We start from the raw sequence: 12,159 nt of genomic DNA, 5'->3' as shown, positions 1-12,159 counted from the left end.
CCCGGCGATGGCCTCGTCCGACGCCCTGATGGCGCGCTTCCTGGCGCTCCACCCCCGCACCATCGACCTGTCGCTCGGGCGCATCGAGCGGCTGCTCGCGCGGCTCAACCATCCCGAGCGCCGCCTGCCGCCCGTGATCCACGTGGCCGGCACCAACGGCAAGGGCTCGACCATCGCGTTCATGCGGTCGATCCTGGAGGCCGGGGGCCTGGCCGCCCACGTCTACACCTCCCCGCACCTCGTCCGCTTCCACGAGCGGATCCGCATCGGCGGGATCGGCGGCGGGCATTTCGTGGACGAGGACCGGCTGGCCGACGCCTTCGCGCGCTGCGAGAGCGCCAATGCCGGCGAGCCGATCACGATGTTCGAGATCACCACGGCCGCGGCGTTCCTGCTCTTCTCGGAGAGCCCGGCCGACGTCCTGCTCTTGGAGGTCGGCCTCGGGGGCCGGCTCGACGCCACCAACGTCATCGACCGGCCGGCCTGCGCGGTGGTGACGCCGATCGGCCGCGACCATGCCGAGTATCTCGGCGACACGGTCGAGTCGGTCGCGACCGAGAAGGCCGGGATCTTCAAGCGCGGCTGCCCGGCGGTGATCGCCGCCCAGGACTACGCCGAGGCCGACGCCGTCCTCTGCCGGCGCGCGGAAGCCCTCGGGGCCGGGCCCGTGCTGGTGGGCAACCAGGACTTCTCCGTGCACGAGGAGCGCGGCCGGCTCGTCTACCAGGACGAGACCGACCTGTTCGACCTCCCGCGGCCGCGCCTCGCCGGGCGCCACCAGCTGGTCAACGCCGGAACCGCGATCACCGCGCTGCGCGCCGCCGGGTTCGGCGACATCGGGATCGCGGCCCTGGAGCGGGGCCTGACCGAGGTCGAGTGGCCGGGCCGGCTGCAGCGCCTCGGCCGCGGCCGGCTGGCCGCCCAGCTCGATGCCGGCACCGAGCTGTGGCTCGACGGCGGCCACAACATCGACGGCGGCCGGATCCTCGCGGCCGCCATGGCGGATCTCGGCGAGAAGAGCGACGTGCCGCTCGTCCTCGTGGTCGGCCTGCTCGGCACGAAGGACGCTGACGGGTTCCTGCGCAACTTCGTGGGCCTGGCCCGGGCCCTGGTGGCCGTCCCGATCACCGGGACCATGGCCGCGCGCCCGGCCGAGGAGGTGGCCCGGATCGGCGAGGATGTCGGCCTCAAGACCTACGCGGCGCCGAGCATCGAGGCGGCCCTCGCCCTCGTGCGGGACATCGCCTTCGAGCGCCCGCCGCGAATCCTGATCTGCGGATCGCTCTACTTGGCCGGCATGGTTCTCGCCGCCAACGACACGCCGCCGGTCTGAGTCGTCTCCAGTCTGGGAGCGCCGCGCGCGGCCGCTGTATCAAGTGGCCGGGAACCGGAGACCTGTGAAATCCGGATTCTGCATTCGAAAATCCGTCGAATCGCCGCAATCGCCCGGACGGACACCCGTCCACGGCCACGCTTTCCTCCCGCTGTGGCAGCTAAGCTACATCCTCGCGGGGCCCGATCGCATAGTTTCACCGGCGATCGGGCTTATGCTGGGGATCACAGTAATGAAGAAGCTTCTCACCTCTCTCGCGGCGTTCACCGCGCTCACGGCCGCCGCTTCGGCCGCCGACCTGCCGCGCCGCGCCGCGCCGCCGCCGGTGTTCACCCCCGTTCCGGTGTTCACCTGGACCGGCGCCTACTTCGGTATCAACGCCGGCTACGCGTTCGACGCCAGCAGCAACTCCACCCGCGGCTTCGTCCAGACGCCCGGCAACCCGGTCGCTCTGGTTCCGGGCGGTCTCGTCCCCTACCAGGCCCTGCTGCCGAACGGCTCGTCGCTGGTCTACAGCAACGACAGCCGTGAGGGTTTCTCGGGCGGTGGCCAGGTCGGCTACAACTGGCAGCTGACCCCGGGCTCCGGCGCCGTGATCGGCTTCGAGGCTGACGCCCAGTACCTCGACTTCGGCCGTCGCGCCCGCTTCGCCACCAACGCCGTGGCGATCAACCCGGGCTTCATTCCGGTCAACGGCACGCTCAACACCATCGACTTCTTCGGCACCGTCCGCGGTCGTCTCGGCTGGGCCTTCGACCGGACCCTCGTGTACGCCACCGGCGGTTTCGCCTACGCCACCGGCACGGATGACGGCGCTCGCGTCGGCCTGCAGAACTTCGCCGGCCGCCGGAACGACTTCAAGACCGGCTGGACGGTCGGCGGCGGTGTCGAGTACGCCCTGCCCACCGACTCGTTCCTGAACTTCTTCCGCTCTTCGGCCGTCACGCTGAAGGTCGAAGGTCTGTACGTGAACCTCGACAACAACAACGGCCGCGCCCAGGCGCCGCTGGTTGGTGCTGCGATCTCCCCGGTCGGCCTCGTGCCGGTGTACTCGCTCGCCGGCGCCAGCCGGAACGAGAACGCCTTCGCCGTCGTCCGCGCCGGCCTGAACTACAAGTTTGGCTCGTACTGAGACGGAATACGGGATCCCGGGCCAAGCACCGGGATCCCGAAGTAAAAAACTTGGGCTCGAAACCGAGAAAGCCCGGCCTCGCGGCCGGGCTTTCTTTTTGTCGTTCGGAACCGTGTGGCCGGTTCAGGCGGTCTGGGCGCCGATCCAGCGCGACAGGTCGCCCTTCGGGGCGGCGCCGACCTTCTGGTCCACGCGCTCGCCGTTCTTGAAGAGCAGCAGCGTCGGGATCGAGCGGATGCCGTACTGGGCGGCGATCTGCGGGTTCTCGTCGACGTTGACCTTGGCGATCTTCACCTTGCCCTGCAGGTCGGTCGCGATCTCCTCGAGGGCCGGGCCGATCTGACGGCAGGGGCCGCACCACTCCGCCCAGAAATCCACCACGACGGGCTCGGCGGACTTGAGAACGTCCTGCTCGAAGCTCGCGTCGGTTACTTTCACCGTCGCCATAACGTCACCTTTCGGAATCCGCCGCCCGTCGGGCGGCGTCGAACGGGCAGAGGCCCGCGCGGTCCGGTCAGAATTGGCGACGGCCCGGCGCCCGGTCAAGAAGTCCGGTCGCCGGGGGAGGGCGGGGGTGCCCGAGACGCACGGCTCTCTCGGTGAATCGCCCCACCGCGACGTGCGCTGGCGCATGCGGACCGCTTCCGGGCACGCGCCCCGGGGCACGGGTCACGCCTCGATCCCGATCCGGTCCAGGGCCGTCGCGACGTCGTCGGAATCGAGGGCGCGGATCACCGGCCCCGAGGTCCAGACGAGAATCGGCCGGATCGTCCGGCCCGGGTAGATCTGCGCGAGGAGGCGCGCGTAGAGGGCGATCTGGCCGGCCTCCGCGGCCGGCAGCGGCGCGCCGGGCTCGGGCGGCCGCCCGGTCTTGAAGTCGGCGAGGTGCACCGTGTCCGCCGTCACGGCGAGGCGGTCGACGCGCCCCTGGACCACCCTCTCTGCCCCGCCGGCACGGACACGCCCCGACAGCGCCACCTCCGCGCGGGCGTCCCGGGCGAAGAGCGGCGCGAGGTCGGGGGCGTCGATGATCCGGAGGACCGACCGGACGATCGCGGGAGCGGCCGCGCGCGGCAGACCGGGCGCCCGGGCCTGCACGAAGGCGCGCCCGGCCGTCTCCCGGCGGTCCGGCTCGACCCGGGGCAGGTGCTGCAGCAGGGCGTGTGTCAGGATCCCGCGGCGCCGGGCCTGCGCGTCGGCGAGGCGCGGCGGCGGCACGCGCGTTCCGTCCGCCGCCTGCAGGGCGCCGGACGGGTTCAGGGCCTCGGGGGTCGGTTCCGGCGGCACCGGGCCGCGCAGCCAGTCGGGCTCCGGCCCGGCCTCCGCTCTGGCCGACGCGGCACCCGCGGCGGGGGCGGGATCCGGCGGGGCGCCGTCCTGCCAGAGGGTCGCGGGCCCGTAGGGGAGTTCCAGCGCCCGGCCGGCGCCGAGTGCCGCCTCCAAGCCGGCCTGGATCATCCGGCACCACGCCGCCTCGGTCTCGCGCTCATGGCCGCGGAAGGGCGCCACGATCAGCCGGTCGGCCGCGCGGGTCATGGCGACGTAGAGCAGGCGGTTGTGCTCCTGCCGGGCCTTGGCGAGCAGGGCCGCCCGCGCCGCGTCGGTGGCGGCGCAGTCCTGCGTCCGCCCGCCCGACCAGACCGGCGGGAGCGCGATCTCCGTCGCCGGGAGCGGCAGCAGGGGCGGATCGTTGCGGCCGAGGGGCTCGCACCCGTCGAGGATCACCACGACCGGCGCCTCCAGGCCCTTAGCGCCGTGGACCGTCATGACCCGGACCTCGTCGCGGCCCGATTCGAGGTCGCGCTTGACCGTGTGGCCGGCCTCGGCCCCGACGTAGCGGGCGAGGAAGCCGCCCAGCGACGGAGCGTCCTCGCCGGTCTCGGCCTGGGCGGCGGCGGCGAGGAACACGTCGATCGCGTCCCCGGCCTCGCCGCCGAGGCGGGCGACCAGCTTGGCCCGGCCGCCCTGCGGCCCGAGGAGCCGGGCGTAGAAGCCGAACGGGCCGTGGAGCCCCGCCAGGGCGATCCAGCCCGACAGGGCCTCGAGCCCGCGCCGCGCGGCCGCGTCGCCCGCCGCGGCGTGGCGGTGCAGGGCATCCTCCAGGGTCTCGGCGAGGTCGCGGCGGGCGGCGATCCGCACGAGGTCGTCGTCGGTGAGGCCGACGAGCGGCGTCTTGAGGGCGGTGGCGAGGGTCAGGTCGTCGGCCGGCAGGAGGCCCGCCCGGCCGGCGGCGACCAGGTCGGCCACCGCGATGTGGGCGGAGACCTCGAGCCGGTCCTGCCCGGCGACCGGGACGCTGAGCCCCTTCAGGGCGCGGATCACCTCCTCGAAGGCCGGCCCGCGCTTCCGGACCAGGATCAGGACGTCCCCGGGGCGCCAGATCCGGCCGGTCGCGTCCCCCGCGGTGGTCCAGGCGCGCACCGCCTGCGCCACTCGCCGGGCGGTGACGATCGCGGGAGCGCTGGTCTCGGGCGCGTCCACGGGGGCGGTCCAGGCATCGGGCTCCGCGGCCGGCTCAGGCTCGGCGATCGGCCACAGCTCGACGGCGCCGGGCGCGCCCGGCCGGGCGCTGGCGTGCACGGTCGTGCGCACCGTGTCCTCGAACGACAGGCCCTCGTTGTGGGCGTCGAGGGCGAAGACCGCGTCGACGGCGCGCAGGACGAGGCCGGTCGAGCGGAACGACAGGGTGAGCGGCACGTCCTCGAAGGTCAGTCCGGCCGAGCGCGATTCCGCGATCCAGGACGCGCGGGTCAGGGCGAATTCCCGCGGCTCCGCGCCCTGGAAGCCGTAGATCGACTGCTTGGGGTCGCCCACCGCGAAGCGCGTGCGGCTGCCGGACCGCGCGCCCTCGCCGGCGGCGAATTCCTGCGTGATCGCCCGCAGGATCGCCCACTGCTCCGGATTCGTGTCCTGCGCCTCGTCGACGAGGACGTGGTCGATGCCGCGGTCGAGCTTGTACAGGACCCAGCCGGCGCCGACGCGGCCGAGCAGGTCCAGCGCCTTGTGGATCAGGTCGTCGAAGTCGAGGGCGCCGAGGCGCGCCTTCTGCGCCTCGACGCGGCGGTGGATCTCGGCGGCGATCTGGAACAGCGCCTGCGTGCGGGCGTGGGCCCGGGCGGCGCGCAGGCGGTCGAACAGAGGATCCAGCCGGTCCCGCTCGGCGAGCAGCGCCGCCTTGGCGCCGGCCGGCACGCCCTTGGTCCCGAGGCTGCTGTCGGCCTTGGGCTCGTCCTTCTGGGTGAAGAAGACCGCGCGATAGAGCGCGAGCGCCTCGGCCCGGTCGGGAAGGTCCGCGGAGCGGAGCCGCTCGGCCTCGGCGGCTTCGAGCGCGTCGGCGAGCTTCTCGTCGTTGGCCTTGCCGGTGCGCAGCGCCGCGACCAGCGCGGCGCGCTCCTCCGGGCGGCACCCGGGACCGCCCTCGAGGATCCCGGCCTCGATCCGCTCGGCGGATTCCTCGGCCGCCAGCCCCAGCGCCCCGTGCAGCCGCCCGAAGGCCCGCTCCAGGCCGGCGGCGTCGCCGATGAAGCTCCGCGCCCGCATGGCCGCCCGGATCGCCGCCCGCAGGGTGTCGCCCGTGGCTTCCGGCGTGACCCGCGCGAGGGCCGCGCTGAGCGGCGTGTCGCCGTTCGCGACGGCGTCGGCCAGGACGTTGGCCATCTCGATGTCGAACAGTTCCCGGGCCTTGGCCTCGTCGAGCACCACGAAGCGGGCCGGCACGTTCGCCTCGAAGGGGAACATGTGGAGCAGCCGCTCGCACAGGGCGTGCAGCGTCTCGATCTTGAGGCCGCCCGGCGTCTCGACCGCCCGGGCGAAGAGGCGGCGCGCCAGGCGCAGGCGCTCGGGCCCGGCGCGCTCGCCGGTGAGCTCGGCGAGTTCGGCGGCGAGGGTCTCGTCGTCCAGCGTGACCCAGCGGCCGAGCAGCCGGAAGACGCGGATCGCCATGTTGGCCGCGGCGGCCTTGGTGAAGGTCAGGCAGAGGATCCGGCCGGGCGGCGCCTCGTCGAGGAGCAGCCGGACCACCCGGTCGGTGAGGACCTTGGTCTTGCCCGCGCCGGCATTGGCCGAGACCCAGGCGGAGGCGCGCGGGTCGGCCGCCCGACGCTGGTTGGCGCGGGTCAGGTCGTCGACGACGAAGGGGGCGGGGGCGTGCGGGGTGACGCTGCTCAACGGTCCGGTCCGGCTCGGCTGCCGGCTCTCTCTACAACAGAAACGCGCCCGCGGGCCCGCCAAGGCGTCACACCGGCCCTCGCGGGATTGCCCCGGGCGCGGCGCCGTCCCATGGATGCAGACGATCCCTTCCGCGCACACCGAACACGCCCGTGACCCAGCCGACATCCGAGCCGGCGCGCCCGCCGATCCGCTTCCGCGGCCGCTCCTTCATGGCCACCGTCCTGGCGCCGATCCCCCCGGTCGCCGACTGGTTCGGCGACCTCGACGCCCTCAACCGCCGTGCCCCGAACTTCTTCGCCGGCCGGCCGGTGATCCTCGACCTGTCCGGATTGCGGCTCAACCGCGAGGATCTCGACGGTCTGCTCGCCGAGCTGGCCGCCCGCAACATCCCGATCCTGGGGATCGAGGGCGCGGCGCCGTCGCTCCTGGATTCCGCGACCCCGCCGGCCCTGTCGGGCGGGCGCCCCGCGGGGGAGATCGCCGCCCCGGACGAGTCGGCCGCGGACGTGCCCGCGCCGGCCGAGCCGCAGGCCAGAGAGACGGCCCGCTCGCTGATCCTCGACGCGCCCGTGCGCTCCGGCCAGACCGTCCTGCACCTCGAGGGCGACGTCACGGTGCTGGGCGCCGTGGCGTCGGGCGCCGAGGTCATCGCGGGCGGCTCGATCCACGTCTACGGCGCCCTGCGCGGCCGCGCGATCGCGGGCGCAGCCGGCAACCCGACGGCGCGGATCTGGTGCCGGCGGTTCGAGCCGGAGCTGGTCGCGATCGACGGTCTCTACCGCGCCGCCGACGACCTCGACCCGGCCTTCCGAGGGCAGGCCGTGGAGGTGCGACTCTTGGAGGACTCGATCAAGCTCAGCCTGTTCGAGCGAGGTTGAGGGGGGCCCGACGGTGCCGTCCGGGCCGTCGGTTAACGAACTTTCCCGTCCCCGCGGAACCCGCGGTGACCGAGGCCGATCCCCCCGCGACCTTCGCGGCCGAGGGCGTGAGACCGTCCTCCGCTGCCCCGATACAAGGATCCCGGCAGAATTTGCCGACCGGATCAGAAACTTAACCCTTCGGTAACCATACCCGCCGTCAATGGTCCGGTAAGGACTCTTAACGGGCGGACATGAGCGACACCCTCCCCGAGCCGATCGACCCGGAGACCGCCACAGCGGCGGCTCCTTCCGCGCCCCGGCCGCTCAGCCTGCGCGGGCGGGCTTTCAAGGCCCTGGCCCTCTCCCCCGAGCCGCCGCTCCCCGAGTGGCTCGCGGGCCTCGACGCGGCGCTCAAGCGCTCGCCGACCCTGCTGAAAGGCCGGGCCGTCATCCTGGACTGCGCCCAGCTCAAGCCCGAGCCGGACGCGCTCGAGACGCTCATGAACGAGCTCAAGGCCCGCGGCATCGCGGTCCTGGGCATCGAGGGGGCCGACGCGGTGGTGGACGGCCTGCCGCCGCTGCTGGTCAAGGGGCACCCGTCCGAGACGATCGAGATCCCGAGCGTCCCGGCCGAGCCGGAGCCGCAGGTGGTCACCTCGATCACCGTCGAGGGCTCGGTCCGCTCCGGACAGAGCGTCATCAACCCGACCGGCGACGTGACCGTGATGGGGTCCGTCTCCTCCGGGGCAGAGATCCTGGCCGGCGGCTCCATCCACGTCTACGGCGCCCTGCGCGGTCGCGCGATCGCCGGAGCCGCGCGCAACCCGCGCGCACGAATCTACTGCCGCAAATTCGAACCCGAGTTGCTGGGGATCGACCGCCTCGTGCGGACGGCGGAGGACATGGGCACGGCCCTGCGCGGCAAGGCCGCCCAGGTCTGGCTCGATGGCGGCAACATCCGAATGGCAAGCCTGGATTAAGGGAGATCGACGCGTGGCAAAGGTTCTCGTCGTCACATCGGGCAAGGGCGGCGTCGGCAAGACGACGACGACCGCGGCCCTCGGAGCGGCCCTGGCCCAGGGCGGGCAGAGCGTGTGCGTCGTCGACTTCGACGTCGGCCTGCGCAACCTCGACCTCGTCATGGGCGCCGAGCGCCGGGTCGTCTACGACCTCATCAACGTGGTCAACGGCGACGCCAAGCTCCCGCAGGCGCTGATCAAGGACAAGCGGCTCGAGACCCTGCACCTGCTGCCGGCCTCGCAGACCCGCGACAAGGACGCGCTCACCGATGAGGGCGTGGCCCGGGTGATGGACGAGCTGCGCGCGAAGTTCGATTGGGTGATCTGCGATTCCCCCGCCGGCATCGAGCGCGGCGCCCAGCTCGCCATGCACCACGCCGACGTGGCAGTGGTCGTGACCAACCCCGAGGTCTCCTCGGTGCGCGACTCCGACCGGATCATCGGCCTCCTCGATTCCAAGACCGCCAAGGCGGAGAAGGGCGAGGACATCGAGAAGCACCTGATCCTCACCCGCTACGACCCGATGCGGGCCGACCGCGGCGACATGCTCAAGACCGAGGACGTGCTCGACATCCTGTCGATCCCGCTGCTCGCGATCATCCCGGAGAGCCAGGAGGTGCTGCGCGCCTCGAACCTCGGCTGCCCGGTGACGCTGAACAACCCGCTCTGCGCCCCGGCGCGGGCCTATGCCGACGCGGCCCGCCGGCTCAAGGGCGAGTCCGTGCCGATGAGCCTGCCGGTCGAGCGCAAGTCCTTCCTCGACAAGCTGTTCATGCGGAGGGCGGCGTGAGCATCCTGGGACTGTTCCAGAAGCGCAGCTCCGGCGCGGTCGCCCGCGACCGCCTGCAGCTGATCCTCGCCCACGAGCGCGCGGAGTCGGGTCGCCCCGACCTCGTGATCCAGCTCCGGGAGGAGATCCTGGCGGTGATCGCCAACCACGTCGCGGTGGAGCCCGACAAGGTGAAGGTCACCCTGGAGCGCGGCGAGGGTGTCTCGACCCTCGGCCTCGACATCGAGCTTCCGCTCGGTGCCTCGGGCAAGCTCGACGCCAAGCTGGCCGCGAAGCTCGCCGAGGTCGCCGCCAAGAAGGGGGCCGCCAAGCCGGCCTCCTCCAAGAAGGCCGCTTGAGCCGGGCGGGGAGCGTCCCCGCCGGCACGGAGATCCACGCGCCGCGCCCGGTCCGCCGGGTGCGGCTTCGTCGTTCCTTCCACGAACTCCGGTCCCGACTCTCGACCGGGCGCCCCGTCGCGCCATCTCGGAAACCCGGGGGAGGCCGATGAGAGGATCGCCATGCCGAGCGCCACGACTGACGACGGGATACGGCTCCACTACGAGGAGAGCGGCCAGGGGACGCCGCTGATCTTCGTCCACGAGTTCGCCGGCGATCACCGCAGCTACGAGGCGCAGCTGCGCCATTTCGGCCGGCGCTACCGCGCGGTCGCGTTCAACGCCCGGGGCTACCCGCCCTCCGACGTTCCGGAGGCCGTCTCGGCCTACGCGCAGGCGCGCGCCGCCGACGACATCCTGGCCGTCCTTGACCATCTCGGCGCGCCGAAGGCCCACGTCGCCGGCATCTCCATGGGTGCCTTCGCGACCCTGCATTTCGGCCTGCGGCACCCCGACCGCGCGCTGTCGCTCTGCCTCGGCGGCTGCGGCTACGGCGCGGAGCCCGAGCGGCAGGCGCTGTTCCGCGCCGAGGCGGACGCCACCGCCGCGATGCTCCTCCGCGACGGCATGGCGGCCTTCGCGGAGCGCTACGCCGTCGGGCCGACGCGGGTGCAGTTCGAGACCAAGGACCCGCGCGGGCACGCCGAGTTCAGGCGGATGCTCGCCGAGCATTCGGCCCTCGGCTCGGCCAACACCCAGGCCGGCGTGCAGAAGGGGCGGCCGTCGCTCTACGATCTCACGGACGAGCTGGGGCGCATGACCGTCCCGACCCTGATCGTTGCCGGCGACGAGGACTGGCCCTGCCTCACCCCGAGCCTGATGCTCAAGCGGGTCATCCCCTCCGCCGCCCTCGCCATGCTGCCCAATACCGGCCACGCCCTCTCGGTCGAGGAGCCCGACGCCTACAACCGCCTGCTGGACGACTTCCTGGCGCAGGTGGAGAGCGGCCGCTGGCCGATGCGCGACCCCCGGGCGATCTCGGCGACGATCACCGGGATCAGGGGCTGACCGGCGCGCGGGGAATCAGCCGGAAGCGCGCCGGGCGATCGGGCTGGGTCGTCACGACCGCCTGGGGCAGCACCGGCTCGCGCTCGTCGAGCACCAGCCGGAACCGCTGGAGCACCCGCGCCAGGGAGAGGACGGCCTCGCTCAGGGCGAACTGCGCGCCGATGCAGACCCGCGGGCCGGCCCCGAAGGGCAGGTAGGCGAAGCGCCGCGGGGCCTGGGCGCCGGGCAGGAAGCGGCCCGGATCGAACGCGTCCGGGTCCGGCCAGAGCGACCGGTGGCGGTGCAGCACCCAGGGGCTCACCATAACGATGTCGCTCGCCTTCACGGCGTGACCCGCCACTGTGTCCGGGCCCAGCGCCCGCCGGACGACCACGAAGGCCGCCGGGTACAGGCGCAGGGTCTCGTCGATCACCGCGCGGGTGAGCGGCAGCCGCCCGTCGCTCTGGCAGCCGGTGGGGTCGGCGAGGTCGGCGGCCCGCGCCTCGGCGGCGACCCGCTCCTGCACCTCCGGGGCGAGGGCCAGCAGGTAGGCCGCCCAGAACAGCGTGCCGGCCGTGGTCTCGTGGCCCGCCAGGATCATGGTGGCGACCTGGTCGCGCAGCTCGTCGGGCGTGAAGGCGGCGCCGGTATCGGGATTGCGCGCGGCCGCGAGCAGGTCGAGCAAATCGCCCGAGCGGGACCTGTCCCCCTCGGCCCCCCGGCGCGCCGCGATGATCCGGTCGAGGAACGGGATCCACCGGCGCCGGAAGCGGCGGCGCGACCAGTCGAGGGGCACCGGCCAGCCCGGGGGGGTGACGATGTCGAGGAGGTGCGGCCGCCCCATCCGCTCGGCGTACTCGGCGATGAACTGGCGCAGCTCGGCGCCGTGCTGGTCCATCCCCACCGAGAACATGGCGCGCCCGGCGATCTCGAGGGCGAGCCGGTAGAAGGACGTGAACAGGTCGACCGGCCCCGCTGCGGCCTCGGCGGCGATGCGCTCCATCCCGTCGGTCACGGCGGCGGCGATGTGGGGCACGAGGCCGTCGATCGCCCGCGGCGTGAAGGCCGGCGCCAGGGTGCGCCGCTGGTGCCGCCACGCCGAGCCCTCGCTGATCAGGAGCCCGTCACCGAGGATCGGGCGCAGGATGCGGGTCGTCCCGGTGGTGCGGGCGTAGTTCGCCTGATTCTCGACGAGCACCCGGCGGATCGCCTCGGGGTCGTTCAGCACGAAGCTCGACCGCCCGAGCAGGCCCCGGCGGGTGACCGGCTCCTCGAAGGCGCGCCGGGGGAAGCCCGCGAGCGCGTTGTCGCGGATCGACCGCAGGTAGGCGGGCAGCGGCAGCTCGCGCTCGGGCGGGGCGCGGTGCGGCGGCACCACGCGCGGCGTCCCGGCGAGGCTCGGGATCGTCCGGTCCGGGGTCGCGGTGGCGTCCGAGAATGTTGGCATGGGGTGCCATCCTGTGCCGGAGACGGGCAGCCCTGTAAACCGCC

Annotated in this window: 10 protein-coding genes; 7 read left to right on the top strand and 3 right to left on the bottom strand. The window is 73.3% G+C overall.

Annotated features, from left to right (window positions below):
- Positions 1–7: 7 nt before the first annotated feature.
- A complete protein-coding gene (locus BM419_RS17415; RefSeq protein ID WP_020093041.1) occupies positions 8–1,333 on the top strand; it encodes a bifunctional folylpolyglutamate synthase/dihydrofolate synthase in 1,326 nt (441 codons plus the stop codon).
- A 232-nt stretch (positions 1,334–1,565) separates the two neighbouring features.
- Positions 1,566–2,465, top strand: a complete 900-nt coding sequence (locus BM419_RS17410; protein ID WP_091680517.1) for an outer membrane protein — start codon at positions 1,566–1,568, stop codon at positions 2,463–2,465.
- Between the two features lie 123 nt (positions 2,466–2,588).
- Here the strand turns inward: BM419_RS17410 and trxA are convergent, their stop codons facing one another.
- A complete protein-coding gene (gene trxA / locus BM419_RS17405) occupies positions 2,589–2,912 on the bottom strand; it encodes a thioredoxin (RefSeq protein ID WP_010682902.1) in 324 nt (107 codons plus the stop codon).
- Positions 2,913–3,134: 222 nt separating this feature from the next.
- Positions 3,135–6,632, bottom strand: coding sequence for a double-strand break repair helicase AddA (gene addA, locus BM419_RS17400; RefSeq protein WP_091927168.1), 3,498 nt, complete (start codon positions 6,630–6,632; stop codon positions 3,135–3,137).
- Positions 6,633–6,844: 212 nt separating this feature from the next.
- Here addA and minC (BM419_RS17395) point away from each other — a divergent pair, with 212 nt between their 5' ends.
- From minC (BM419_RS17395) to BM419_RS17375, 5 genes are all read left to right on the top strand, one after another.
- Complete coding sequence (gene minC, locus BM419_RS17395; RefSeq protein WP_244540797.1) at positions 6,845–7,513, top strand: septum site-determining protein MinC; 669 nt, start codon at positions 6,845–6,847, stop codon at positions 7,511–7,513.
- A 233-nt stretch (positions 7,514–7,746) separates the two neighbouring features.
- On the top strand, positions 7,747–8,475 hold the full coding sequence (gene minC / locus BM419_RS17390) for a septum site-determining protein MinC (RefSeq protein WP_020093045.1): 729 nt from the start codon (positions 7,747–7,749) through the stop codon (positions 8,473–8,475).
- A 13-nt stretch (positions 8,476–8,488) separates the two neighbouring features.
- On the top strand, positions 8,489–9,304 hold the full coding sequence (gene minD / locus BM419_RS17385) for a septum site-determining protein MinD (protein WP_020093046.1): 816 nt from the start codon (positions 8,489–8,491) through the stop codon (positions 9,302–9,304).
- Positions 9,301–9,642 (top strand): cell division topological specificity factor MinE, encoded by a 342-nt coding sequence (gene minE / locus BM419_RS17380; RefSeq protein WP_042672278.1) that lies wholly within the window; start codon positions 9,301–9,303, stop codon positions 9,640–9,642. Before minD ends, minE begins: the two co-directional genes overlap by 4 nt.
- 162 nt (positions 9,643–9,804) lie before the next feature.
- Positions 9,805–10,689 (top strand): alpha/beta fold hydrolase, encoded by an 885-nt coding sequence (locus BM419_RS17375; protein ID WP_091927166.1) that lies wholly within the window; start codon positions 9,805–9,807, stop codon positions 10,687–10,689.
- Here BM419_RS17375 and BM419_RS17370 read toward each other — a convergent pair.
- Positions 10,679–12,115 carry a cytochrome P450 gene (locus BM419_RS17370; RefSeq protein ID WP_091927165.1) on the bottom strand — a complete coding sequence of 479 codons (1,437 nt, stop codon included), beginning with the start codon at positions 12,113–12,115 and terminating at the stop codon, positions 10,679–10,681. The two genes, BM419_RS17375 and BM419_RS17370, sit on opposite strands and share 11 nt — an antisense overlap.
- Between the last annotated feature and the right edge of the window lie 44 nt (positions 12,116–12,159).

Origin of the sequence: Methylobacterium sp. yr668 (assembly GCF_900116245.1) — a bacterium.
In the GTDB taxonomy this organism is placed as follows: domain Bacteria; phylum Pseudomonadota; class Alphaproteobacteria; order Rhizobiales; family Beijerinckiaceae; genus Methylobacterium.
This window is presented reverse-complemented; position numbering and strand designations above follow the sequence as displayed.

Bases quoted from the DNA above. Each gene is read 5' to 3' on its own strand.
- trxA (WP_010682902.1), bottom strand. From the start codon at position 2,912: ATGGCGACGGTGAAAGTAACCGACGCGAGCTTCGAGCAGGACGTTCTC.
- minC (WP_244540797.1), top strand. From the start codon at position 6,845: ATGGCCACCGTCCTGGCGCCGATCCCCCCGGTCGCCGACTGGTTCGGC.
- BM419_RS17410 (WP_091680517.1), top strand. From the start codon at position 1,566: ATGAAGAAGCTTCTCACCTCTCTCGCGGCGTTCACCGCGCTCACGGCC.
- BM419_RS17375 (WP_091927166.1), top strand. From the start codon at position 9,805: ATGCCGAGCGCCACGACTGACGACGGGATACGGCTCCACTACGAGGAG.
- BM419_RS17415 (WP_020093041.1), top strand. From the start codon at position 8: ATGGCCTCGTCCGACGCCCTGATGGCGCGCTTCCTGGCGCTCCACCCC.
- minC (WP_020093045.1), top strand. From the start codon at position 7,747: ATGAGCGACACCCTCCCCGAGCCGATCGACCCGGAGACCGCCACAGCG.
- BM419_RS17370 (WP_091927165.1), bottom strand. From the start codon at position 12,115: ATGCCAACATTCTCGGACGCCACCGCGACCCCGGACCGGACGATCCCG.